Below are 23,218 nucleotides of genomic sequence, written 5' to 3' on the forward strand. Positions count from 1 at the left end.
TTAAGGAGAGGAATCATCGACCCTTGGCTTCATGCGCGAGTATTTCGGTTTCGGAGATGGTTACTCATTCTCGCGAGGACGTCTGTTAGGGTAAACCGAAATACACGTCCTTCGTCCACCTACTATAGACCGCAACTACGGTTGTTGCATGGTGTGTAAGCGCTGGGCCAGCTGTGCATTGAAGCGCATGATTCTCTCGGCGTTCGCGCCGAGATCACCCTTGCCAACGCGTGATACGGAGCGCAGGTCGATTTTGCTGCCACCCTCGGTTTCTTGCAGCCGGATGACGATGTCGTCGGTAAAGCCAAACCAGAAACTTCGGCTTGTTGCCTCTATGTGGCCGGGTTGTTGGTAGTGTATTTCCCAGCCCATGTCCTGCGCGGTGATGATGCAGAGCTGCTGAGCGCGATCCAGCGGCAAGGCAGTGGTAATACCTGCGAGATCTGGGTAGGCCGCGCGCTGTATGTCAGCGACCTCTTGGGTGTAGCGCAGCGGGTTGTCGCTCGGCTTGCGTAACGACGCTGCTGCAATGAAGCTCGGCGGTGACACCAGGTCAGTACTGATGTTGTGGATCAGAGGGCGATTACTGCCGGAAAGGATATTGAAGGCCATAAAACTGATAGCGGGTAGCGCGAGAACGGCGGCGCGGCTAAGCCTTTTTTGATCATTTGCATCTTTGCAGCGACGGCTAAATAGGGCGGATAGTGTGATGGCGCTTAGCGAGAAAAGTGCCGAAGCGGCAAAAATCAGCAGCCCCACTCTAAAATGGGCGAGGTCGGCGCGCACGGTAACGGCGCTTGCTGCCAGCATGATCAGTGATAAATAGGCGAGCCTCTCGGCCAGATAGACGATGCGCATTGTGTCTCCCGTGTCGCAGAATAGGTGGCTAGCACGCTGAGCGTAGTCGATACAAAGGATAATTAAAATGACTTGCAGGCGGTGTTTTTGCCACTGAATTCTTACCAAAGCGTAATTGCGTCGCGCTATGTTTTTTCACGATAGCGTGATTTACTGTTCTGGTTATAGATGTGTAACTCATCGCCAGTGGGCCGCTCCACTGGCGAGACTAATTTAAGAAGAAAGAGGTTTTTACGATGGGTAGAGTCGCCGGGAAAGTCTGCATTGTGACAGGCGCTGCAAGTGGAATGGGTAAAGCTGACGCAATCATGCTGGCCGCTGAGGGCGCGAATGTCGTGCTGACCGATCTCAATGAAAAAGATGGCCAAGCAGTGGCCGAACAGATCGGTGAGAAAGCGATATTTATCAAGCACGATGTGAGCAGTGAAGCCGATTGGCAAAATGTTGTGAATACCGCTGTGGAGACGTTCGGCCGCTTGGACGTGTTGGTAAATAATGCTGGCATGATGGCTCTGGGCAACATTGTAGAGTGCAGTTTGGAAGACTATCGCCGGGTAAACTCGGTAAATAGCGAAGGGGTCTTCCTCGGTTGTAAAACGGCGATTCCCGCTATGGAAGCCAGTGGCAATGGCGGTTCGATTATTAACATGTCTTCAGTGGCAGCACTGCACGGTATGTCTTTCGTTGCTGCCTACAGTGCCAGTAAAGGCGCTGTGGCCGCATTGACTAAGGCAGTGGCGCTGTATTGCCGAGAAAAACGCAACGGTATTCGTTGTAACTCCATTCATCCCGATGGCGTGAAAACCCCGATGGTATTCAAAGTTGCCACCGGTGCTGAGACCGCTAGCCGCGAGGAGATTGAGTCCTTGTCTACCGAGGCGAACCCAATGTGTGAGCCCGAGGATATTGCCGCGTTGGTAACTTACCTGGCCTCGGATGAGTCTCGTTTTGTCAACGCCGCAGAAATGCTGATCGACAACGCCGCTACGGCAACGCCTCCCATCGGTATTTAATTTAGCAAGGGGCTCTCTGCCAATGCGCAAGATACAAATTTTTTTGTGGGCCTCTGGGTCTGCCGAGGACTTTTTTGACCGTGTATTGGCGGATGTTCCGCCCGCGCTGCTGGCGTTGGAGGGGCTTAGCCGCCTGCAACTAAACCTTGCCGATGGCGACGTTGCGGCGGCCGCTGAAAAGCGTATCGCCAGCGACGGCGTGGCACTATTTGATGCAATGTGTAGTTTTTATTGCGAGGCGGATGAAACGCTTGATCAAGCCATAGCGGTGCTCGCAAACGTGGCGGCTAAGGTTGCGGTGTATCAGGTGGAGGCAGAAGAGCCGCTGCGAAATACCCGGTATCCGGTTGCAGCTGGGCAGCGCACCCCGGGTTTTAGTCAGGTGGCACTGCTGCGTTGTCCCGAATTTCTGACATACGAGCAGTGGCTGGGCTACTGGAAAAATACCCACACCCAAATTGCCATCGACACACAGTCCACCTTTCGCTACGTGCAAAATCGTGTGGTGTCGGGGCTGAACGAGGACGGTGGCGCCTATCAGGCGATCGTCGAAGAGTGCTTTCCTGCTGAGGCAATGACCAGTGCAGAGGCGTTCTACAACGCAGATGGCCAGCCCGAGCTCTGCCAGCAGCGTATGCAAGCCATGCTGGAGAGTTGCGCGAAGTTCATCGACTTTAACGAAATCGATGTTCAGCCCACCAGTGAGTACTGCTTTTAACCCACGCCTTGGCGGCGGCTTAATCTTCTTTGGGTAGCTGCTTTAAAATGGACTCGAGCTTGTCTGCCAAAAAGCGGCTTGCCGCGTAGTCCATGGCCCGACCTAGTTCCGCATCTACTACAATTTGAGCGAGGGGGCGCAGGCGCCATACTAACTCGGCAATTTGCGGAAACTCCTCTTTGGGCGGAAGGGGCTGTTCACCGTAGGGCTCGAGCACATGCTGAGTGACCAGTTTTACAAAGGAGTCTGCGACGGGCTGAACCTTGCCCCGCATTAGGGTGAGGATCTCCAGCAGATCCTCGAGTGGAATACCGGTTTTACACAACTCCTGGGCGACCTTAAGGGTGTTCATACTGGTCACCCGCAGTTGCGCGCCGTTGACCGAAAATAAGTCCAACTCAGCCGCTTTTTTTATTGCTGTCGGCGTCAGTTTGGTGCCAAACATTTTTACCATTTCGGTCATTGGCAGGTTGATTGGGTCTTCCTTCCCCCAGGGCGAATTTATCGCCGACTCCATTCCCAGTACTTCACTCAGGCCAATGCCTTGCTCCATTGCCGAGAGCAGTTCCCTGATTGAGGAGAGGGTATAGCCACGCTCCAACAGGTTACTAATTAGTCGCAGTCGCGAGAGGTGCTGGTTGTTGTAAATGCCTTTGCGGCCGCGCAGCGCGGGTGGTGGCAGGACACCGCGGTCCTGATAGGCGCGGATGTTGCGAACGGTGGTGTTCGCCGCCAAAGCCAACTCCTCAACACTGTATTCACGTTGCTCACTGTCGCTCATGGCATTGGCCTCCGCCCCTTGGGGCAGGTATTGAGCGATGTTGTTCATGGTGTCTTCGGGGAAATGCATTGGCTTTTTGCTGCTCGGACTGGGTTGAAGGCTTGGCAGGCGTACATGAGCTGCCATGAAAATCTATTCTAATCAAAGGCTTGAGTAATTTCAGCCCCGGGTGCATGTCGGTACTGCACAAAAATACCGTCACTGTGTTGACAAGGCGACGGTCGCCATTTATGTTTCATCAAATAATGTAACATAATAAATTGCAACATAAGGGCGTGTCATAATGGGTAGTTTTAGCATATTACGCGCGGGCGGCATAGCGCTGGCCTGCGCCGTTCCGGTGTCTTCGTTTGCGGCGAAACTTGAGGAGGTGCTTGTCACTGCCCAGCATCGCGAGCAAAGTTTGCAAGATGTGCCCGTTTCCGTGAGCGCCATCGGCGGCGAAAAAATGCTCGAAGCGGGCATTAACCGCATGGAAGACCTGCAGGCCTACGTACCCAATCTTACCGTCACTGAAAGTGGTATCAGCACCGATATCTACGTGCGTGGTATCGGCACCGGCATGAACCAGGGGTTCGAGCAGTCGGTGGGGATGTATGTAGATGGTATTTATTATGGGCGCGCCCAGTTAGCCCGCGCGCCTTTTCTTGATCTTGCGCGCGTTGAAGTGTTGCGCGGCCCGCAAAATATTCTGCAGGGCAAGAACAGTATTGCCGGGGCGATCAATATTATTACAGCGTCGCCCAGCGATGAGCTTGAGGGGCTGTTTTCCGCGCTTTACGAACCAGAATTTGATGAGAAAGTGGTCGATGTGATGTTATCGGGGCCAATTACCGACAATTTTGGTTTGCGGTTTTCTGCGCGCTTGCGGGAGTTTGGTGGCTACATGGAAGACCTCAATTTAGATATTGAGGGACCTCAGTACGACCAGGCCACATTTCGCTTGAAGGGCACCTGGGATGTGACTGACCAGCTGCGCGCCGAATTAAAATACGAGCGGGGCAAGTTTGACACCGTGGGGCGTCACGCGGAGATCATCAACGATGAACCTTCGACGTCGAGCAATTTTGTCTTGGCGGGGCGCACACAATCGGAAATTCTCGATCGCAGCTTTTATCCTCCTTTTTTGGACGTTGATACCGACGACTCGGTTCGAAATAACTATCTCGACTACAAGGGGCATTCCAACGGGAATTACAGCAATAACGACACCAATAACCTGACGCTGAATGTCAGCTGGGTTAGCCCGGATGGTCATGAATTTCGGTCTATTACAGGGATTCTCGATTACCAGTACAACGACCTGTGCGACTGCGATGCCACTGCCGCAGAGTTGTTTAAGTTTGAGATGGAAGAGGACTACCGTCAGGTCAGTCAGGAGTTTCGCTGGGTCTCTCCCGGTGGGGAGTTTGTGGATTATATCGCCGGGGTGTATTTCCAGCAGAACGACTTGCTGTTCAATGATGAGTTAATTCAAGACTCGAATCTGGTGGTAGAGCTGTTAAATGCCGCCGACTTCATAGAGGGCGGTGCCAGGGGCGATCTTGACCCCTTAACACTGGCTGCAGACCCCTACGAAATCCTGGGTTTTGGTGATGCGGGGAATGCTATTAGAGACATTAAAGGCCCCCGGGAATTTACCAGTAAATCCAAAATTGCCTCGGCGTTCCTGCAGGCAACTGTCAACCTGCACGATACCTTGCGGCTAACCCTCGGTGGCCGCTATACCTATGAAAACAAGAAGGGAAGCAGAAAGCTGACTATTACGGATCTTGATGGCAATGAATTGCCGCAGGGTGAGGTCGACACGGTGGCAGCAATCACCTTTGCGATGGAGCGCCATGACTTACAGGGCGAGCGCAGCGAAAGCCAGTTTTCGCCGCTGATAAATGTGCAGTGGGACTATTCCGATGAGGGCATGGCATATTTCACGGCGACAAAAGGCTTCAAGGCAGGGGGCTTTGATGCGCGCTCTAACCAAACGCCAGAAGCTGAATTGACCTATCGCAACCCCAACGCACTTGCACCGAATCAAACCATTCTCGAGGGCACCTTCGAATACGATGAAGAGGAGGCCCTGAGTTATGAGTTGGGCCTGAAAACCGGCCTGTTTGACGGTGCCGCAGAGTTTAATATTGCCGCGTTCTACACCGAATACAGCGACCTGCAGATCAGTATTTTTGATGGCAGCATCGGCTTCCAAGTGGGGAATGCCAAGGAGGCTGTGACCATGGGTATCGAGATGGACGGTCGCTGGCAGGTTACAGACTATCTCACTCTCGGGGGGGCGCTGGCCTTGCTCGATTTTGAATTCAAAGATTTCCAAAATGGCCAGTGTCGCCAGGACCAAGCGCCCGACGCACCCAATGGCCGCGACTGCGATTATACCGGGTGGTCGAACCAGTATGTGGCGGATTGGTCGGGTACCTTTATTGTGGGTTACGTTCGACCTATCAGTCCCACCATCGGCATTGGCGCTTCGCTGGATGTCATTTTCACCGATAAATACAACCCTTCCAGCAACCTTGACCCGCGCGTTGAGCAAGAGGGTTTCTACAAATTCAATGGCCGTTTGGGCGTGGGGGCCATTGACCAAAGTTGGGAGCTGGCGCTGGTTGGCAAAAACCTGACGGATGAAGTGATTGTCGTCTATGCCGCCGATACCCCACTTGCCAAGACACTGTTTGGCACGACCAGTCACACAGGGTTTATTGAGGCTCCGCGTTCAGTTGCCCTGCAATTCAGTTACCGCCTGTGAGCGCCGAGCGGCGCACGCTGAAAGAGGACAGATAATGATGACGTTGATGAAGAAGTTTACCGGCGCCGAGTGGCTGGCCGCAGTGTGTTTGATGATGCTGGCTACATTCAGCCACGCCGCAGAGTGGCGCGAAGAGAAGCGCGAGCAGGGGATAGCGGTATTTACCCGTGAGGTGGCGAACTCCGCTTTCAGGGAATTTCGCGGTGAGGCAAGGGTGGACGCGGAGATTAACCAGATTATGGCGGTGCTCGATGACACGGAGGCCTTTACCGAGTGGATGTACAACTGCCGGCAGGCGGTATTACTCCATAAGTCGTCGCTGTTGGATCGCTATCAGTACTTATTAAATGATTTCCCTTGGCCTGCCGCTGATCGCGAAATGCTGATTCGCAATCAAATTAGTCAGGACCCGGCAACCAGAGTGACGCGAATTAGCCTGGAAAGTGTCGCCGGGGATGAGCTGCCGGCGAGCGGTCGGGGCGCTGTTCCAAAGGCCAAAGGCGTTAAACGGGTTACAGCGTTGCGCGGGTTCTTTGAATTAACGCCGCAAGAAGATGGCACAACAAACGTGGTGTTTCAGCTGCATCTGGACCCTGCCGGCGGCCTGCCCTCTGGCCTGGTTAATAGCCTGATTGTGGACAACCCGTTCGAGACCTTAAAGCAATTGCGCGTTGTCGTTCAGCAAGCGCAATACCAGAATTTCAATCCGTTCTAGCCCCAGCGGGCCAGACAAAAAATAAGTCAAAATTAATTTGACATAGATTGATGTAACATTAATTATACATCAAGCGGTGTAACATAAATTGATGGCTCATCAGGAGGCGCAAGCTATGAAAACAACAGTGATGCCCGTAAGACGTAATTTAGAATTTAATCTGCCCGCAGACCGGGTTGGCGATTGGCATGCCAAAGGGGTTCATGTCAGTCATTTCTTTAATGCGATGTCGCTGTTTTTTCCCGACGGTGAGCGCTTTTTTATCGACAGCGTGCGCGCGTATCGTGATGAGGTGACCGACCCGGAGCTGAAAGAGGCAGTGCGCGGCTTCATTGGCCAGGAAGCGATGCACGGCCGCGAACATGAAGACTATAACGATGCCCTGGAGCAGCGGGGCATGCCGGCAAAGCGCAACTCACGGATTGTGCTTGGCCTGCTAAACATTACCCGAAAGATTGAAGGGCGCGCCGGGCAGTTGGCAATCACAATTGCCCTGGAACACCTAACCGCAATCTTAGCTGATATTGTATTGCGAGAGCCGCGCACACTGGCGGGTTCAGAGCCGCGCTTTGCCGCTATGTGGCGCTGGCACGCCCTGGAAGAAACCGAGCACAAGGCCGTTGCCTTCGATGTTTATCAGCAAGTGGTCGGCAAGGGGCCGTTGGCGTATTTTCGTCGCTGCCTCGCATTGATCGTTGCCACGCTGGTGTTCTGGGTGATGGTGATTCCTATCCACATTGGCATGGTAGCCCGAGAGGGCAAGCTATTTAGCCTGACGGGCTGGCTGGGTGCATTTAATTTTCTGTGGGGCTCGCCGGGTACGTTGCGCCGGGTTATTCCGGATTGGCTCGATTTCTTTAAACCAGGCTTTCACCCCTGGGATCACGACAATCGCCGTTATCTAGAGACCGTCGATGAACTGGTCGCCGAAGTCGAAGGCTATGACAAAGCAGCCGGAGCGGCCGCGTGAACACCTTAGCGGTGCCAATTTCCGATGAGGCGGATGCGCTGCTGCAAATGCAGCAGCAGTTTCTGGCTGGCCCACTTGCTCAGCACGATGCGGCAGTGCTTTCTGCCTGGCAGCCAAAGGCACGTTCGCTGTGGCGCTGTTTGCAGCCAATTATGGCGCTGCGAGCAGGGATGCGTCAGGCGGTCTCGATGATTGATGGTCACCGAGTTCAGTACTGGGTAGGCGGACAGGCGGAAGGGCCTACCATGCTGTTACTGCATGGCTTTGGTGCCAGTCGCGAAAACTGGGCGTTTTTATTGCCGAGACTGGCGCAGACGTTTCGTTTATTGGTGCCCGATTTACCGGGTTTTGGTGTCAGCGAATTCCGCTACGGTGCTGAGTATGCACTGAGTGCTCAAGCGGACAGAATGGCGGCATTCCTGGCTAAACAAGGGGGTGGCCCTGCCTACGTGGTGGGCAGTTCAATGGGTGGGGCAATCGCCGCGCAACTGGCGGCTCGCCATGGAGAATCCGTGGCGGCGCTGTGCCTAATGAATGCAGCCGGTGCCCCCGGTAGCAGAATGAGCGTGCTGGAAAGTGGCTTGGCTGCCGGGCGCAACTACCTTGCGCCAAAACAACACAGCGACACCGCCAAGGTAATGGCGATTTGCCTACACCGCCGTCACCGGCTAATGGGGATGGGGTTAGCCTGGGCAATGGCCGGAGAAATGTGTCATCGCCACCCCGTGAATCAGTATCTTTTCGAGTCTCTCGTGACGTCATTGCACGATACATGGTGTTGTCTGCAGGGGATATCAGCACCAACGCTGGTGTTGTGGGGCGATAGCGACCGGGTACTTGATGTGAGTTGCAGTGACGCTTTTCGGCAGCAAATTCCCCAGAGCCACGTGATGGTGATGCCGGGCGTTGGTCACCTACCGATGTTGGAGGAACCCGCGGCGACGGCGAATGTGCTTCGTGATTTTTGGGTCGGCAAAATGGAACTATCACTATGAATGCGAATATCCATCAGCGAGCGCAGGACACTGTGTTGGACGTGGCGATTATCGGTGCGGGTTTTGGTGGGCTAGGCCTGGCTATTCAGTTGCAGAAGCAGGGCATCAATAACTTTCAGCTCTTCGAACAAGCGGAGGACGTTGGCGGGGTTTGGCGCGACAATCTCTACCCGGGAGCGGCCTGTGACGTGCCATCGCATCTCTACTCATTTTCCTTTGAGCCCAATCCTCGGTGGGGGCGCTTGTTCAGCCCACAGCAAGAGATTTATCGCTACCTGCGCCACTGCGCGGATAAATATCAGTTGCGGCCAAAAATTCGCTTCTCCACGCGGGTAACCGCGGCTGACTATTGTGAAAGCAGCGCTCAGTGGCGTTTGGAATTGGCAGGCGGGCACCCCGTATTTGCGCGTGCTGTTGTGGTTGCCATCGGCGCTCTGAACATTCCTCAATACCCCAATATCGAGGGTATTGAGCGCTTTAAAGGTGTGGTGATGCACACCGCACAGTGGCAGCGCGATGCTAACTTACGCGGCAAGCGTGTTGCGGTGGTGGGTACTGGCGCAAGCGCTATTCAGGTGATTCCTGCTATTCAGCCAGAAGTCGGTTCACTCACGGTATTTCAGCGTACGCCGCCCTGGGTGCTACCCAAACACGATCGCCGCCTAACCGCGGATGAACACGCACGTTTTCGCCGGTGGCCGATGTTGCAGCGGATAGTTAGGCGCCTTCAGTATGTGAAGATGGAAAGCGTCTTGCCAGCATTTATTTGGGACAGTCTATTCACTCGCTTGGGCGAGTGGGCCGGGCGCAAATACCTGCGCAGCGTTGTTAAAGATGAAGCGCTCAGAAACGCCCTGACACCGCAGTACTCGATGGGCTGCAAGCGCGTATTGTTGTCTGATGATTATTACCCCGCGCTCTGCCAGAAAAATGTAAATGTGGTGGCCGACGGGGTAGCGCGTATGGATGAATCGGCGATTTATAGCAGTGATGGTGAACGGCACGAAGTCGATGCGGTGATTCTTGCTACCGGTTTCAAGGTTCCCTCTGCGGGTGCGCCAATGCCTGTTCGCGGCTTGGGTGGGCGCTCTCTTGAAGAGGATTGGGCTGAGGGGGCCGAGGCGTACAAGGGCATTACTGTGTCTGGCTATCCGAACTTGCTTTACCTGATGGGCCCTAATACCGGCCCCGGTAATACCTCCGTTATCTTCTACATCGAGTCGCAGATTCGCTATGTGCTGCAATACTTGCAGACGCTGCGCGAACGGCCTGATTGTGGTCTGGACATCAAAGCGGATGTGCAGGATCAGTACAACAAGCGCATTCAAAACATGTTTCGTGGAACGACCTGGATGTCGGGCTGTAACAGCTGGTATCTGACCCAAGATGGCCGCAACACGACGCTATGGCCGGGGTTTTCGTGGCGCTACCGTCTGATGACACGCTGCTTTGCCTTGTCGGACTATCGTGTTGTCGCAGCGGATAGCGCCAAACCGGCATTATCCGCTCACGAACCCGTTGCACTGGATTGTGCAGAGCTTCCCTAAGTGTTCAAAGAGGTCTATTGATGACTAAGGTAAAACAGGTCGTTGCCGTATCGGGTGCGGCGTCGGGAATTGGTTTAGCGTTGGTAAAGCAACTTCTTGGGGAGGGCTGCGCAGTCGCAGCCTCGGATATATCAGCAAAAAATTTGGCCGCCTTACGCCCGCTCGCGGATGAACAACACTTGCTGCTTAGTTGCGTTGACGCTGCTGAGCAGACGGCTGTTGCCCTCTGGGCCGCGGAGGTGAAAGAACATTTCGGACGGATTGATGCGGTGATAAACAATGCGGGTGTGTCGCTGAGTTGTCATGCCGCAGAGCAGCCCCGAGAGCACTTTAGCTGGCTGATGAATATCAATTTTTGGGGTGTCGTCAACGGCTGCGAAGCGTTTTTGCCTTACGTAAAGGACGCGGGCGGCTGTATCGTCAATATATCCAGCTTGTTTGGCCTGCTGGCGGTGCCGTCGCAGTCGGCCTACAACGCGGCAAAATTCGCCGTACGTGGCTACTCAGAGTCTCTCCGTCAGGATTTAAAGGGCAGTGGCGTTGCGGTGCTTACCGTCCACCCCGGCGGCATAAAAACGAATATTGCGCGAAACGGGCGACATTTTCATGACCTTCACGGCAAGGAGAGTGATTTGGACGCCACAGCGGCAAATTTCGACAAAGTGGCGCGCACCAGCCCCGAGCGAGCTGCAGCGAAAATTATTCATGCCATGCGCCGCCGCCGTCGACGTTTGCTAATTGGCAGCGACGCCGTTTTTCTGGATTGGGTTCAACGTTTATTTCCCGCCAATTACGATCGCTGGTTGGCGCCACTAATACGTTTGTCGTAACGTTTGCTTTGGGCTGCCCTCAGCCCTTTTTTCTTACTACCTGAGCGAGGGCGCTGCTGTTATGCTTGCCGGCTTGTAAATAGCGGAGGAGTGCAGGTGAGCGCTACGATACAGCTAGAGCCGTCCTGGCTTGAGGAATTGCGTGGAGAGTTCGAGCAGGAGTATATGCATACGCTGCGGCAATTCTTGCAGCAGCGTCGCGAGCAGGGGGCACAGATTTATCCTAGCCCGTCTCAATGGTTCGCCGCGTTAGACAGTACGCCTTTCAAACAGGTGAAGGTAGTGATCTTAGGGCAGGACCCTTATCACGGCCCTGGCCAAGCCCACGGCTTGTGCTTTTCTGTGCAACCGGGGGTAAAACCGCCGCCGTCTCTGGTCAATATTTTTCAAGAGCTGCAGAGTGATTTAGCGATCGAGCCTGCGCAGCATGGTTATCTGCAGTCATGGGCTGAGCAGGGTGTGCTATTGCTCAACAGTGTTCTCACGGTCGAGCAAGGACAGGCGGGGGCTCATCAGGGCAAGGGCTGGGAACGGTTCACCGATGCAATCGTGTCTTCGCTAAATCAACATCGCGACGGTTTGGTGTTTTTACTGTGGGGCTCTCACGCACAAAAGAAGGGCGCCGCGATTGATTCGAGCAGGCACTGCGTCCTGAAGGCGCCTCACCCGTCGCCGCTGTCGGCCTACCGAGGTTTCTTCGGCTGCAGGCATTTTTCCCAAGCCAACGCCTATTTACAGGCGCGAGGGCAGACGCCTGTCGATTGGCGCCTACCTCCTGCGTAACGATTTACAGGTCCGGTAGCTCATAGGGAAGCGGTAGCAGTGTGACGCGGTGCTTGCCGTCGGCGGTAAAGATAGGCGAGTTCACCGCATCAACCGCGAGTACCGCCAGCAGTATGCTGTGGTCATCTGCGTTATATAGCGAAACGAGCTTGCCGACACTCTGCGTGCCACCGTCGCCAAACAGCTCCGTAGCATCGCTTTCATTTATTGAGGCGTCCACTTTCGCGGCGTAGAGGCGGCGCTTGAGTTTGCCTCGATATTGAATGCGAGCGACGACTTCCTGGCCGGTGTAGCAGCCCTTTTTGAAATTTACCGCGCCCACCAACTGGTAGTTCAATTGTTGGGGCAGGAAAAGGTCCTGTGTTGCAGCGTGCACCTCGCCGATCCCTTGCAGGATGTTATCTCTCTCCCAGTCAGCGCTATCGCGAACGGCGACGCCGTCACAGAGCGCGGGCCAAAGTTCGGCGGCGCGCGTGTCGGTGAGCCAGCACTCATAGCGCAGGCCGTCGTCGTCCAGTTGAACGATGATCGTGTCAGGGTCTACGGTGAGGCTCTCCAGCGCCGCGCTGGGGGCGGCGCCGAAGAGGGTGCGCAAACGCTGCTTGGCGCCGGGGCCAGCCACGCCAATGGCAAAGCGCGTTCGGGGCTGGTCGCCAATTTCGGCTTTTGAGAACACAATATATTTTTTCAGTAGGCTGCGGGTGTTTTCACAAATATCGGCACGCATATGCAACAGGGCCAGTGTTTCGGAAGGCTGAGCGCCGATAAAGCTGCTCAGCACGCGACCTTTGATATTGCAGTAAGCGCCGCGGCTGGTCTGGGCCGGGGTGATCGCGCGCCAGTCACAGCTGGTTTGCCCCTGCAAAAAAGTGCTGCTGTCAGGTCCATCTACGTGTAAAAAGTCGTATTGATAGAGCGGTGATACCCAGTCGGCTGCGCCGTGTTGTTGCTCGCCGCTGGCCCAGAAGCCGCTCGGTTTGATTTGGCTCTGGGGGAATTGCTTAGAAAGTAGCGCTTCAAATGTGCTCATGGGTCCTGTGCTACCGTTTCGTCGGTACCGTGTGGTGAATGAGGGATAGTATTCTGGTGTGATTTTCACGCCTTTCGGTTAGACGCTAACCGCTTCGCGGCGTGAATTACCAGTGGCGGGGGAGCTTTGACTGCAATACTGGCTCAGGATCACGGTATACTATACAAGTAAATGTCGCCAATGTTGGTGGCTCTCCCTTTATGCAGTGGAAAATAATGCTTTCGGAAAACGAGATCAAGCGAATTTACTGGGCCTGCCGGCGTGGCATGCTCGAATTAGACCTAGTTATGGTGCCTTTTTTTGAGCAGCGCTTCCGGTCCCTCGACGAGCGCGATCAGCAGCGTTTCATTCGCCTGCTTGAGAGTGAGGATACTGAGTTATTCCAGTGGTTTCTGGGAACCACCAGCCCGGAAGACCCTGAGTTGGCCAGTATTGTGAATGATATCAACGCATTCTCCCGCGCCGCTAAGGCTTGAGCTGCGCGCTTCGCGTATCGGCTTTTGCGTATTTTGCCTGCTCGCCGCGTTGGCGCTAGCGCTGACACCCACCATCGCTCCGTCGGTTGAGCGTTGGGCGGGGGGCGCCTTCGTGGCAGCGAGCGCCGTGTTGCTTCTTCAATGTATCGTGCTGGCCTACGTATGGCGGATTTGGCGAAAAACGCGGTCAGTTATTTTCGGCAACGGTTTGGTGTTGCACGCAGATGGCGGCGGTTGGCGAGCAGACATTGAGGGCAAACTCGTGGGCCTGGATCTCAGCTGCCAGTACTTTTCCCGTCATTTACTGGTATTACAGCTTTGCGTCGATGGTCGGTGTTGGTCGCTACCGATACTAGCGGATCAACTAAGTCGGGAAGACTTTCGCGCCTTACGGCGTGCTTTGCTACATGGCCGTTGGTAACGTATCACTGTCTGTCATTACCCAAGCGCTGAATTTTAGCTTGTGCTCTGATGACTGTAATTGTCAGGTACCAATACAGTGTCTTGCGCCGTGGGCAGCGTGGCGGGGTAGTCCAGCGTGTAGTGGAGGCCTCGGCTCTCTTTCCGTTGCATGGCGCTGCGAATAATCAGTTCAGCGACCATGGCAAGATTGCGCAGCTCTAATAAATCATTACTGACTTTATAATTGGAATAATATTCAGCAATTTCCTGCTGTAATAGGGCGGCGCGGTTCAGTGCCCGCTGGAGGCGCTTATCGGTGCGTACAATGCCGACGTAGTCCCACATAAAGCGCCGTAATTCGTCCCAGTTGTGCGAAATGATCACATCTTCATCAGAGTCAGTCACCATTGACTCATCCCAGGGTGGCGCAATAAGCGGTGCGCTGAGGTCGTCGAGGCGGCTGTTGATATCTGCTGCGGCCGCGCCGCCATAAACAAGGCATTCGAGCAGTGAGTTACTCGCCAGGCGATTTGCGCCGTGCAGTCCGGTAAAGGCGGTTTCACCGATGGCGTACAGTCCCTCAACATCGCTGCGGCCGCGTTGGTCGACCATCACGCCACCGCAGGTATAGTGAGCGGCGGGAACGACCGGGATCGCTTCGCGGCTGATGTCGATACCAAGCTCAAGGCAGCGCGCTTTAATAGTGGGAAAGTGCTCAAGCAGGAACTCTGAGCTTTTATGGCTAATGTCTAGGTAGACGCAGTCGCTGCCGAGCCGCTTCATTTCATGGTCGATGGCGCGCGCAACAACATCGCGAGGGGCGAGTTCTCCGCGCTCATCATAGCGCTGCATAAAGCGCTCGCCTTTGGCGTTGAGCAATTTCCCACCTTCCCCTCGTATGGCTTCGGTGATAAGGAAGGACTTCGCCTTGGGGTGATACAGGCACGTGGGGTGGAATTGATTGAATTCCATATTCGCGACCCGACAGCCCGCACGCCACGCCATCGCAATACCGTCGCCGGTAGCGCCGTCAGGGTTGCTGGTATAAAGGTAGGCCTTGTTTGCGCCCCCGGTTGCCAAAACGCTGGCGCGGGCGTGGAACAATTCCACATGGCCGCTGTCTCTGTTAAGCACGTAGGCGCCATGACAGCGTCCGTCGCGGACGACGAGGTCTATTGCGACGTGACGGTTAAATATCTCGATATTGTGGTGCTCTTTGGCTTTGGTGCTCAGCGTTGTCGACACCGCGCGGCCCGTGGCGTCAGCCGCGTGAATAATTCTGCGCTGGCTATGGCCGCCCTCCCGGGTGAGGTGTAGTTCGTTGCTGTCGTTGTCGAAACGGCTGAATTGGACACCTTGAGCGAGCAGCCAGTCGATACTGGCGCTGCTATGCTCAACGGTGAAGCGTACGGCGTCTTCGTGGCAAAGTTGTGCGCCGGCGTTCAGGGTGTCGCTGACATGGGCATCGATACTGTCATTTTTATGGAGGACAGCGGCAATACCGCCTTGAGCCCAATAGGTTGCGCCCTCGTTGAGCTCGCTCTTGCAAAGCACGGCGACTTTGGCGTGGCTGGCAAGCTGTAGCGCCAGTGATAGGCCAGCAGCGCCGCTGCCGATAACTAGCACATCGTGGGCATGGAAATGGCTCATTGCGGATGTTTGCTCCCGAGGCGGTCCGGCGATACTATGCCGTCGGAGTTTAAGAGGCGCAAAGTATACTGGTAGCTGCGCCGCAGACCAACACGCGTGGTGTTCTCACGCGGTAGTTTAAGGACAGTAATGTTAGAACTTCTTCAAAATTCGCTGGTCTATTTGGCAAGCGCTGCTGATCGACCATTGGTGAATGTACATGAGCCAAGCTAAACAGGCAGACCAGCAGCTCGTTGAGCGAGTCCAGCAGGGGGATAAGCGTGCCTTTGATCTGCTGGTACTTAAGTATCAACACAAAATATTTGGTCTGATATCCCGCTATATCAAAGATAGTGACGAAGTGCAGGATGTTGCCCAGGAAGCCTTTGTTAAAGCCTATCGGGCTTTGCCCAAGTTCCGTGGGGACAGTGCCTTTTATACTTGGTTGTATCGCATTGCGATCAACACGGCGAAAAACTATCTGGTCGCTCGCAACCGTCGCCCGCCGGGCAGTGACGTGGATGTGGCTGATGCCGAATATTTTGAGGGGCCGTCTGCTTTAAAAGAAGTCGAGACGCCAGAGAACCGCTTGTATGGCGAAGAGCTAAAAAATGTGGTTCAGGACGCGATCAAAACTTTGCCTGAAGATTTGCGCGCAGCGCTAACTCTGCGTGAATTTGATGGTCTCAGTTATGAAGATATTGCAGCGGTGATGGATTGCCCTGTTGGAACAGTGCGGTCGCGAATTTTCAGGGCTCGCGAGGCGGTGGATAGTCGAGTAAGAGCCCAAGTGAGTGGCGAAGAGGTGTAAATATGAAAGATGGCATCAGAGAATCTCTGTCGGCAATGATGGATGGTGAAGCCAGTGAGCTTGAGTTGCGCCGAGTTCTGCGCTCAGAAGATGCGGCCTTGCGCGCGGAGTGGGCGTCGCTCCACCGCAATCAACAGGTGATGCATGACGGCGAGCTGCCGTTTGCCGGGTTCGATATTTCGGGCCGAGTGATGGCCGCGATTGACGATGAGCCAAGTGCGGTGAAACGCGGCTCGTCCTGGCGTCAAGCGCTAACCGGCATGGCCGTCGCTGCCAGTGTTGCGGCAGTCGTCGTGTTCGCCGGCAGTGAACGTATGCTCGGCGGTGGCACCTCAATGCTGGCGGCGTCGGAGACGTCGGTGAGCAGCGGCCGTGTTTACCCCGCTCAAATGTCACCTGCCAATGGCGGTGTTCCTGTAAGTGCCATAGCAGGGGGCACGCCCAGTATGAGCCCAGCAGTGAAGAGCGAAGCCGACAAGCGTTTCGACGTATTGCTTCGCAAGCATACCGAGCGGGCGTCGCTGAATAATGGCCAAGGCTTCGTTTCGTATGCGCGGGTGGTGTCTCAGGAGTCAGAATAAGTGCGTTGTCGTGTGATATTGGCGGTCGCTGCGCTGGCGTTTAGTCAAGCCAGCTGGGCGAATGGTCCGGAAACGTGGCTGAAGCGAATGACCGACAGCCATCGGACCCTCAACTATCAGGGTGTAGTGACTTACCAAGTCGACGACCGACTTAGCAGTTTTAAGGTCAGTCATGTTGTCAAAGATGGTCGCGAGTACGAGTCACTCGAAGCGCTAAGTCACGGCGAGCATGAGGTGATTCGTCAGGGGCACGATATTAGCTGTGTGCACCCCGGCCCTGAATTATTGCATCTTCTTGCCGGTGACTCGCCAGAAGCGAAGCAATTGCAGAAGCTTTACCATTTGTCCCTCCGAGAATCGGGCAGCGTTGCTGGTCGCGCGGCAATAGGGTTGTCGATCCAGCCTAAAGACGTATACCGCCTTGGATACCGGCTCGCTCTGGATAAAGAAACGGGGTTGTTGTTGCGCTCTGAAATCGTTAATAAGCGCGGCAAGGTGCTTGAGCGCTTTGAGTATGTTGTGCTTGATCTCAGTTTTGATGAGGCAGCGCTTGAGCGCGATGAGTCACAGCTCATCGCACACCCCCCCGTTGGCGAGCAAGGCAGCGTCCCGGAGGTTAACTGGCGCGTATCCTGGTTGCCTGATGGCTTTACGCCCTTGGCTGTTCGTGATCAAGCGCCGAGCATCAGTTACACAGACGGTTTGGCGGTATTCACGGTTTTTGTTGAGTCCACCGAGGGTGCCGCGTCGCAGAGTGATAGCCATATGCGGCGAGGCGCGTCAGTAAGTTACAGCACTACCCACAAATCGCGTGGCGTACGCGTGTCAGTGGTGGGTGAGATTCCAATGCTGACCGCGAGACAGGTAGCGCTCGGTGTGGAGTGGCCTGAATAATGATTTGTGAGCGCGGGCGTGTTGTGGCTGTGGAGACGTCGGCTCTGTGGGTAGAGACCGTGTCCCAAAGTAGCTGCGCCAGCTGCTCTGCGAAGAAAGGCTGCGGGCAGGGGCTGATGAACAGTTTGCACGATGGTCGCCGCAATCAGTTGCGTATCGCGCTAAATGGACTCCCCGCGAGTGACTACCCCGTGGGTAGCGATGTGGATATCGCCATTCCCGAAGCAGCGTTAGTGGGTGGTGCGTTTATTGTCTACCTGCTGCCTTTGCTGAGTATGATCCTCGGTATGCTTGCTGGGAATAGTTTGTCAGGTAGTGAGAGCGTTGCTGCAGTGTCGGCACTGGTGGGATTTTTGCTGGGGCTGGGCGGTGTACGGGCCCACGCACTATTGAGCCGAAACAGTGAGCGTTTTCAGCCCCGTTTAGTCGGGCATCATGGCCGGGCGTCCGCCGAGCCACTGCAGTTTTTCGAGCATTAATAGGCATTTAGCCGCCTCCTGTGACAATACACATAGCTTAGGTAGCGGGCTTTGCGATACAATCGCGCCTTTATTTTCCTCAATGGCTTTGTCCCGGGGTTCTGCCAAACGTGCCTAGTCTCGACCTAATTCGTAACTTTTCTATTATTGCCCATATTGACCACGGAAAATCGACCCTGGCGGATCGTTTTATCCAGTATTGTGGTGGCCTTGCCGACCGTGAAATGGCCGAGCAAGTGCTCGACTCAATGGATATTGAGCGCGAGCGGGGTATTACTATCAAAGCGCAGAGCGTGACGCTCGATTACACCGCGAAGGATGGTAATACTTATCAGCTCAATTTTATCGACACCCCCGGACATGTTGACTTTTCCTACGAGGTATCGCGCTCGTTAGCGGCATGTGAAGGCGCGCTCTTGGTGGTGGACGCCGCGCAGGGTGTTGAGGCGCAGTCGGTGGCAAATTGCTATACCGCGATAGAGCAGGGGCTCGAAGTACTGCCGATTTTGAACAAAATGGATCTTCCGCAGGCCGACCCTGACCGGGTAAAACAGGAAATCGAAGAAATTATCGGCGTGGATGCCAGCGAGGCAGTGCCGGTCAGTGCGAAATCCGGAATGGGCATAGAGGACGCTTTAGAGCACTTAGTTGCCGCCATTCCCGCGCCCGAGGGGGACCCTGATGCCCCCTTGCAAGCCCTGATCATCGATTCCTGGTTCGACAACTACCAAGGGGTTGTCTCCTTGGTGCGAGTGAAGAACGGCACCCTGCGTAAAGGCGATAAGGTCATCAGTAAGTCGCTGGGTAAAACGCATTCCGTGGATGTCGTAGGGATATTCACGCCCAAGCAAACCAATACCGGTGTGCTCAAAGCCGGAGAAGTTGGCTTCCTTATCGCCGGCATTAAAGATATTCACGGCGCGCCAGTGGGGGATACCTTCACGCACGCCAGCACACCTGATGTGGACGCGCTGCCCGGTTTTCAGAAAGTAAAGCCGCAGGTCTATGCCGGGATGTTCACGGTATCTACCGAAGACTACGAAGACTTTCGGGAGGCCTTAGGGAAGCTGACATTGAATGATGCTTCTTTGTTTTACGAGCCTGAAACATCAGATGCCCTGGGTTTTGGCTTTCGCTGCGGCTTCCTCGGCACGCTGCATATGGAGATCATTCAAGAGCGTCTGGAGCGTGAATACGATATTGATCTGATAACGACGGCGCCCACCGTAATCTATCAAGTGCTCAAGAAAAACGGCGAAGAGGTTATGGTTGATAACCCTTCCGCAATGCCCGACCCCGGCGAAGTTGAGGAAACCCGCGAACCGATCGCCAGGGTAAATATCCTGGTTCCGCAGGAACACCTCGGCAATGTGATGAGCCTGTGCTCGGAGAAGCGCGGCGTTCAGATTGATATGCAGTTTTTGGGGCAGCAAGTATCGCTGACATGGGACATCCCAATGAGCGAAGTGGTGCTGGACTTCTTCGACCGGTTGAAGTCGGTGAGCCGTGGCTTTGCCTCGCTTGACTACAGTTTTGAACGCTTCGAAGCGGCGAACCTAGTCAAGCTCGATGTGCTGATAAATGGTGACCGTGTTGATGCGCTGGCGATGATTGTCCATCGCGATTTTGCGCAGTCCCGCGGGCGGCTGTTAGTTGAAAAGATGAAAGAGCTTATTCCACGACAGATGTTTGACGTGGCAATTCAGGCGGCAATTGGTGGGCATGTTATAGCGCGTCAGACGGTAAAGGCGCTGCGTAAGAACGTAACTGCCAAGTGTTATGGTGGCGACGTATCGCGAAAGCGTAAACTGCTTGAGAAGCAAAAAGCAGGGAAAAAGCGGATGAAGCAAGTCGGGAATGTAGAGATTCCGCAGTCGGCATTTCTTGCCGTCTTAAAGGTAGATGGATAAGGGGTATATGGCCACATGGTTAATTTGATCTTACTGTTCGTCGCGGCGACGTCGCTGTGTGTGTGGCTACTTCAGGAAATCAAAGGGCGTCGGCAGATGCAAACCGCATTGCAGTGGTGTGCCGAGAAAAAAACCGCTAGCGATGCGGTGGCGCTGCGCCGTCAGGTTGTGCCCGCTTGGGTCGAATGGAGCTATCGGTTGGTATCGGCATTGTGGCTGCTCTGGGTTGCCAGTGTTGTGCTGATTAAAGATGGCGATTTTGCACTGGCCCTGGTGGTGCTCACCGCGCTGGCAGGGGTGATTGCTGGCCTTGATCGCTTTGTTTTTGAAAAGGGCCGTCAGGCCTATGTTAACGCCGGCAAAATCGCCGTATACATTACCTACTTTGTTAAGCAGGAGCAGGAGAACCTAAAGCGGGAATTTGGCGGGATGTTGCCGATCGCCGAGAATGCGCGGTCATTTTTCCCCGTGCTGCTCGTGGTATTGGTATTGCGCTCGTTTGTCGTTGAGCCGTTTCAAATTCCCTCCGCGTCGATGGTTCCCAGTCTCGAAGTTGGCGATTACATCCTGGTCAATAAGTTTAACTATGGGTTGCGCCTGCCGGTTGTCGGCACAAAAATTTTAGAAGTGGGCGAGCCCGAGCGCGGCGATGTTATGGTTTTCTTCCCTCCTGGTGATAGCCGCTACTTTATCAAGCGCGTCGTGGGTTTGCCTGGCGATAAACTGCGTTATGTTAATAAAAAGCTCTATGTGAATGACGAGTTAGTGCCCCATACCCTGGTGGCTGAAGTTCCGCCCTTGCAGCCTGTTACCCAGGTGGTTCGCGAGCAGCTCGGTAGTGTAGAGCACCTGATTCATCACGATAAACGCATTTATCGCGGTGATTTTGAAACAACGGTAAAACCCGGTCATTACTTTATGATGGGTGATAATCGCGACAACAGCAGTGATAGCCGAGTTTGGGGGCAGGTTCCTGAGAAGAATATCGTCGGTCAGGCGTTTGCAATCTGGATGCACTGGCAATCCTTCTCTCAGCTACCCAGCTTCGATCGCGTTGGCCAAATACGTTAACGGTGCACAGGAGATAATAATGAAAAATCAGCAGGGCATTGGCCTACTATCCTTTGTCATCATTGTCGGTGTTGCCATGGTTTTGGGAACGATGGCAATTCGTCTCGCCCCCTTATACGTTGATTACTGGTCGCTCAGTCGTGTTATCAGTGACGTGGCCGAAGAGAGTAAAGGTGCCGAAGTGACGCCTGCACAGATTCGTCAAAAACTGTCGCGCAGGTTTATTACAAACCGGATCGAATCGATATCTTTGCGCGATATTAAGATCAAAAATAACGACGAGGGTGTGCTGATTGATGCCACCTACGAGAAGCGCGTGCCGCTATTCATCAATATTGACGCTGTCGTTAAGTTTGAAGACGCGCTTTTTCAGGTTGAACGCTAACTGGTATGCCGACACTTTCCGATGTGCTGGGATACGCTTTTAATGACGACGCCTTGTTAACGCAGGCGCTGACTCACCGAAGCCTCAGCGCTGATCACAACGAGCGACTGGAGTTTCTTGGTGATTCGTTGCTGAATATGATCGTTAGTGATTTTTTGTACCGTCGTTTTCCAAATTTGGATGAGGGCGAGTTGAGTAGAATTCGCGCCTCGTTAGTGAGTGGAAAGGCCCTGGCGGCTGTCGCTGCTGAACTGAATCTCGGAGAGCACCTTCTGTTGGGAAGCGGCGAGCGCAACAGCGGCGGTAAGCGGCGCAGCTCCATCCTTGCGGATGCTGTTGAGGCCATTCTCGGTGCGATCTATCTCGATGGGGGCATGGCGTCGTGTCAGGCCTGTGTTCATCGTTGGTTTGCCGGCCGACTGGAGAGTATTGATCCCACCGCGAGTCACAAAGACGCTAAAACGCGGCTACAAGAATATTTGCAGGCGAAAAAGCAGCCCTTGCCGCAATATCGCCTCTGCTCGACAGAGGGCAAGTCTCATCAGCAGGCCTTTACTGTCGCATGTAAGGTAACGCTGCTGAACGGGGAAGTTGTGGCAACGGCAAGTAGTCGACGCAAGGCAGAGCAAGCTGCAGCAGAGCAAGTGCTGGCGCAGCTGGAGAAGCAAACATGAAACACCAGAATGAGAGCGGCACACGCTGTGGTTATGTGGCAATTGTTGGCCGCCCGAATGTGGGTAAATCCACGCTACTTAACCATATACTCGGTCAAAAACTGAGTATCACATCAAGAAAGCCCCAAACGACGCGCCACCAGCTGCTGGGGATTAAAACTGAGGGTGATACGCAGGCGATCTATGTCGACACCCCCGGGCTGCATTTGCGCGACGAAAAGGCGATTAACCGCTACATGAATCGGGCTGCCAGCTCGGCTCTGAAAGATGTTGATCTGGTGCTTTTTCTGGTAGATCGCGATCGCTGGACCGATGAAGACGACCTTGTTTTGGAGAAGGTGAAGCAGGTCGACTGCCCGGTGTTGCTGGTGGTAAACAAGATCGATCGGCTTAACGACAAATCGGAATTGCTGCCACTGCTGGAACAGCTTGCTGAAAAGCACAGTTTCACTGAAATTGTGCCTGTCTCGGCATTGCGCGGCCACAACCGCGATGATCTTGAAGCCGTTATTGAACGCTACCTTCCAGAGGGGATACACCTATTCCCTGAGGATCAGGTAACCGATCGCAGTGAGCGTTTTCTTGCGGCGGAGCTTGTTCGCGAAAAGATTATGCGTCAGCTGGGGGAGGAAGTGCCCTATGCGATGACGGTCGAAATTGAGGAATTCAAGGTATCGCCGCGCCTGATAGAGATCAGCGCACTGATACTGGTAGAGCGCCAAGGGCAAAAGAAAATACTGATCGGTGAGAAGGGGAGTCGCCTCAGGCAGATTGGTACAGAGGCGCGCAAGGATATGGAGCGCGCGTTCGACAGCAAGGTCATGTTGCGCTTATGGGTGAAAGTGAAATCTGGCTGGTCCGACGATGAGCGCGCCCTGCGAAGCCTCGGTTATAACGATTTCGAGTAG

General features: G+C 54.5%; 24 protein-coding genes. 20 read left to right on the forward strand and 4 right to left on the reverse strand.

All coding sequences use genetic code 11. From position 1 onward, the window contains the following. Positions 1 to 135: 135 nt before the first annotated feature. Positions 136 to 858, reverse strand: coding sequence for a DUF1499 domain-containing protein (locus ABNS66_RS05840; protein WP_286836961.1), 723 nt, complete (start codon positions 856 to 858; stop codon positions 136 to 138). A gap of 236 nt (positions 859 to 1,094) precedes the next feature. On the opposite strand from ABNS66_RS05840, the gene ABNS66_RS05845 reads away from it, so the two are divergent. After that, on the forward strand, positions 1,095 to 1,871 hold the full coding sequence (locus tag ABNS66_RS05845) for an SDR family oxidoreductase (RefSeq protein ID WP_204995604.1): 777 nt from the start codon (positions 1,095 to 1,097) through the stop codon (positions 1,869 to 1,871). A gap of 22 nt (positions 1,872 to 1,893) precedes the next feature. Then, positions 1,894 to 2,589 (forward strand): EthD domain-containing protein, encoded by a 696-nt coding sequence (locus ABNS66_RS05850; RefSeq protein WP_286836963.1) that lies wholly within the window; start codon positions 1,894 to 1,896, stop codon positions 2,587 to 2,589. A 19-nt stretch (positions 2,590 to 2,608) separates the two neighbouring features. On the opposite strand, the gene ABNS66_RS05855 is transcribed toward ABNS66_RS05850, so the two are convergent. Continuing rightward, positions 2,609 to 3,496, reverse strand: a complete 888-nt coding sequence (locus tag ABNS66_RS05855) for a MerR family transcriptional regulator (RefSeq protein WP_286836965.1) — start codon at positions 3,494 to 3,496, stop codon at positions 2,609 to 2,611. Between the two features lie 157 nt (positions 3,497 to 3,653). On the opposite strand from ABNS66_RS05855, the gene ABNS66_RS05860 reads away from it, so the two are divergent. The 7 genes from ABNS66_RS05860 to ung all read left to right on the forward strand — a co-directional run bounded on the left by ABNS66_RS05860 (position 3,654) and on the right by ung (position 11,968). Further along, positions 3,654 to 6,128, forward strand: coding sequence for a TonB-dependent receptor (locus ABNS66_RS05860; protein ID WP_286836966.1), 2,475 nt, complete (start codon positions 3,654 to 3,656; stop codon positions 6,126 to 6,128). Between the two features lie 34 nt (positions 6,129 to 6,162). Continuing rightward, positions 6,163 to 6,843, forward strand: a complete 681-nt coding sequence (locus ABNS66_RS05865) for an START domain-containing protein (RefSeq protein WP_286836968.1) — start codon at positions 6,163 to 6,165, stop codon at positions 6,841 to 6,843. A gap of 115 nt (positions 6,844 to 6,958) precedes the next feature. Then, positions 6,959 to 7,813, forward strand: a complete 855-nt coding sequence (locus tag ABNS66_RS05870; protein WP_286695032.1) for a metal-dependent hydrolase — start codon at positions 6,959 to 6,961, stop codon at positions 7,811 to 7,813. Then, complete coding sequence (locus tag ABNS66_RS05875) at positions 7,810 to 8,808, forward strand: alpha/beta fold hydrolase (protein WP_286836970.1); 999 nt, start codon at positions 7,810 to 7,812, stop codon at positions 8,806 to 8,808. Before ABNS66_RS05870 ends, ABNS66_RS05875 begins: the two co-directional genes overlap by 4 nt. Further along, positions 8,805 to 10,355: an NAD(P)/FAD-dependent oxidoreductase gene (locus ABNS66_RS05880; protein WP_286836972.1), complete on the forward strand. Its 1,551-nt coding sequence runs from the start codon at positions 8,805 to 8,807 to the stop codon at positions 10,353 to 10,355. The genes ABNS66_RS05875 and ABNS66_RS05880 overlap by 4 nt, the downstream gene beginning before the upstream one ends. Before the next feature lie 20 nt (positions 10,356 to 10,375). Further along, a complete protein-coding gene (locus tag ABNS66_RS05885; protein WP_286694016.1) occupies positions 10,376 to 11,185 on the forward strand; it encodes an SDR family NAD(P)-dependent oxidoreductase in 810 nt (269 codons plus the stop codon). Between the two features lie 96 nt (positions 11,186 to 11,281). Then, the gene (gene ung, locus ABNS66_RS05890; protein WP_286836974.1) at positions 11,282 to 11,968 is read left to right on the forward strand and encodes a uracil-DNA glycosylase; all 687 of its coding nucleotides are present in this window, start codon (positions 11,282 to 11,284) and stop codon (positions 11,966 to 11,968) included. Positions 11,969 to 11,972: 4 nt separating this feature from the next. On the opposite strand, the gene ABNS66_RS05895 is transcribed toward ung, so the two are convergent. Further along, on the reverse strand, positions 11,973 to 12,998 hold the full coding sequence (locus ABNS66_RS05895) for a hypothetical protein (RefSeq protein WP_286836976.1): 1,026 nt from the start codon (positions 12,996 to 12,998) through the stop codon (positions 11,973 to 11,975). A 215-nt stretch (positions 12,999 to 13,213) separates the two neighbouring features. Here ABNS66_RS05895 and ABNS66_RS05900 point away from each other — a divergent pair, with 215 nt between their 5' ends. Beyond that, entirely contained in the window at positions 13,214 to 13,474 is a 261-nt protein-coding gene (locus ABNS66_RS05900; RefSeq protein ID WP_027872700.1) for a succinate dehydrogenase assembly factor 2, read from the forward strand. Beyond that, positions 13,437 to 13,895 (forward strand): protein YgfX, encoded by a 459-nt coding sequence (locus ABNS66_RS05905; protein ID WP_286836978.1) that lies wholly within the window; start codon positions 13,437 to 13,439, stop codon positions 13,893 to 13,895. The genes ABNS66_RS05900 and ABNS66_RS05905 overlap by 38 nt, the downstream gene beginning before the upstream one ends. A gap of 35 nt (positions 13,896 to 13,930) precedes the next feature. On the opposite strand, the gene nadB is transcribed toward ABNS66_RS05905, so the two are convergent. Then, on the reverse strand, positions 13,931 to 15,526 hold the full coding sequence (nadB, locus tag ABNS66_RS05910) for an L-aspartate oxidase (RefSeq protein ID WP_286836980.1): 1,596 nt from the start codon (positions 15,524 to 15,526) through the stop codon (positions 13,931 to 13,933). 199 nt (positions 15,527 to 15,725) lie between these two features. Between nadB and rpoE the strand changes: the two genes are divergently transcribed. The 9 genes from rpoE (at position 15,726) to era (ending at position 23,218) form a co-directional block, all read left to right on the forward strand. Beyond that, positions 15,726 to 16,316, forward strand: coding sequence for an RNA polymerase sigma factor RpoE (rpoE, locus tag ABNS66_RS05915; RefSeq protein ID WP_036255439.1), 591 nt, complete (start codon positions 15,726 to 15,728; stop codon positions 16,314 to 16,316). A gap of 2 nt (positions 16,317 to 16,318) precedes the next feature. Further along, positions 16,319 to 16,897: a sigma-E factor negative regulatory protein gene (locus ABNS66_RS05920; protein ID WP_286694021.1), complete on the forward strand. Its 579-nt coding sequence runs from the start codon at positions 16,319 to 16,321 to the stop codon at positions 16,895 to 16,897. Then, a complete protein-coding gene (locus tag ABNS66_RS05925; RefSeq protein ID WP_286836981.1) occupies positions 16,898 to 17,791 on the forward strand; it encodes a MucB/RseB C-terminal domain-containing protein in 894 nt (297 codons plus the stop codon). Next, entirely contained in the window at positions 17,791 to 18,270 is a 480-nt protein-coding gene (locus ABNS66_RS05930) for a SoxR reducing system RseC family protein (RefSeq protein WP_286836983.1), read from the forward strand. Before ABNS66_RS05925 ends, ABNS66_RS05930 begins: the two co-directional genes overlap by 1 nt. Before the next feature lie 110 nt (positions 18,271 to 18,380). Continuing rightward, positions 18,381 to 20,180 (forward strand): translation elongation factor 4, encoded by a 1,800-nt coding sequence (gene lepA, locus ABNS66_RS05935; RefSeq protein ID WP_204995588.1) that lies wholly within the window; start codon positions 18,381 to 18,383, stop codon positions 20,178 to 20,180. Between the two features lie 15 nt (positions 20,181 to 20,195). Continuing rightward, positions 20,196 to 21,251 carry a signal peptidase I gene (lepB, locus tag ABNS66_RS05940; RefSeq protein WP_204995587.1) on the forward strand — a complete coding sequence of 352 codons (1,056 nt, stop codon included), beginning with the start codon at positions 20,196 to 20,198 and terminating at the stop codon, positions 21,249 to 21,251. Positions 21,252 to 21,270: 19 nt separating this feature from the next. Further along, positions 21,271 to 21,636: a DUF4845 domain-containing protein gene (locus tag ABNS66_RS05945; RefSeq protein WP_204995586.1), complete on the forward strand. Its 366-nt coding sequence runs from the start codon at positions 21,271 to 21,273 to the stop codon at positions 21,634 to 21,636. Between the two features lie 5 nt (positions 21,637 to 21,641). Continuing rightward, a complete protein-coding gene (gene rnc / locus ABNS66_RS05950; protein ID WP_286836984.1) occupies positions 21,642 to 22,310 on the forward strand; it encodes a ribonuclease III in 669 nt (222 codons plus the stop codon). After that, the gene (gene era / locus ABNS66_RS05955) at positions 22,307 to 23,218 is read left to right on the forward strand and encodes a GTPase Era (RefSeq protein WP_204995584.1); all 912 of its coding nucleotides are present in this window, start codon (positions 22,307 to 22,309) and stop codon (positions 23,216 to 23,218) included. The genes rnc and era overlap by 4 nt, the downstream gene beginning before the upstream one ends.

Origin of the sequence: uncultured Spongiibacter sp. (assembly GCF_964011655.1) — a bacterium.
GTDB classification, from domain to species: Bacteria; Pseudomonadota; Gammaproteobacteria; order Pseudomonadales; family Spongiibacteraceae; genus Spongiibacter; species Spongiibacter marinus.

Bases quoted from the DNA above. Each gene is read 5' to 3' on its own strand.
- ABNS66_RS05840 (WP_286836961.1), bottom strand. From the start codon at position 858: ATGCGCATCGTCTATCTGGCCGAGAGGCTCGCCTATTTATCACTGATC.
- ABNS66_RS05845 (WP_204995604.1), top strand. From the start codon at position 1,095: ATGGGTAGAGTCGCCGGGAAAGTCTGCATTGTGACAGGCGCTGCAAGT.
- ABNS66_RS05850 (WP_286836963.1), top strand. From the start codon at position 1,894: ATGCGCAAGATACAAATTTTTTTGTGGGCCTCTGGGTCTGCCGAGGAC.
- ABNS66_RS05855 (WP_286836965.1), bottom strand. From the start codon at position 3,496: ATGGCAGCTCATGTACGCCTGCCAAGCCTTCAACCCAGTCCGAGCAGC.
- ABNS66_RS05860 (WP_286836966.1), top strand. From the start codon at position 3,654: ATGGGTAGTTTTAGCATATTACGCGCGGGCGGCATAGCGCTGGCCTGC.
- ABNS66_RS05865 (WP_286836968.1), top strand. From the start codon at position 6,163: ATGATGACGTTGATGAAGAAGTTTACCGGCGCCGAGTGGCTGGCCGCA.
- ABNS66_RS05870 (WP_286695032.1), top strand. From the start codon at position 6,959: ATGAAAACAACAGTGATGCCCGTAAGACGTAATTTAGAATTTAATCTG.
- ABNS66_RS05880 (WP_286836972.1), top strand. From the start codon at position 8,805: ATGAATGCGAATATCCATCAGCGAGCGCAGGACACTGTGTTGGACGTG.
- ABNS66_RS05885 (WP_286694016.1), top strand. From the start codon at position 10,376: ATGACTAAGGTAAAACAGGTCGTTGCCGTATCGGGTGCGGCGTCGGGA.
- ABNS66_RS05895 (WP_286836976.1), bottom strand. From the start codon at position 12,998: ATGAGCACATTTGAAGCGCTACTTTCTAAGCAATTCCCCCAGAGCCAA.
- ABNS66_RS05900 (WP_027872700.1), top strand. From the start codon at position 13,214: ATGCTTTCGGAAAACGAGATCAAGCGAATTTACTGGGCCTGCCGGCGT.
- ABNS66_RS05905 (WP_286836978.1), top strand. From the start codon at position 13,437: ATGATATCAACGCATTCTCCCGCGCCGCTAAGGCTTGAGCTGCGCGCT.
- nadB (WP_286836980.1), bottom strand. From the start codon at position 15,526: ATGAGCCATTTCCATGCCCACGATGTGCTAGTTATCGGCAGCGGCGCT.
- rpoE (WP_036255439.1), top strand. From the start codon at position 15,726: ATGAGCCAAGCTAAACAGGCAGACCAGCAGCTCGTTGAGCGAGTCCAG.
- ABNS66_RS05920 (WP_286694021.1), top strand. From the start codon at position 16,319: ATGAAAGATGGCATCAGAGAATCTCTGTCGGCAATGATGGATGGTGAA.
- ABNS66_RS05930 (WP_286836983.1), top strand. From the start codon at position 17,791: ATGATTTGTGAGCGCGGGCGTGTTGTGGCTGTGGAGACGTCGGCTCTG.
- lepB (WP_204995587.1), top strand. From the start codon at position 20,196: ATGGTTAATTTGATCTTACTGTTCGTCGCGGCGACGTCGCTGTGTGTG.
- ABNS66_RS05945 (WP_204995586.1), top strand. From the start codon at position 21,271: ATGAAAAATCAGCAGGGCATTGGCCTACTATCCTTTGTCATCATTGTC.
- rnc (WP_286836984.1), top strand. From the start codon at position 21,642: ATGCCGACACTTTCCGATGTGCTGGGATACGCTTTTAATGACGACGCC.
- era (WP_204995584.1), top strand. From the start codon at position 22,307: ATGAAACACCAGAATGAGAGCGGCACACGCTGTGGTTATGTGGCAATT.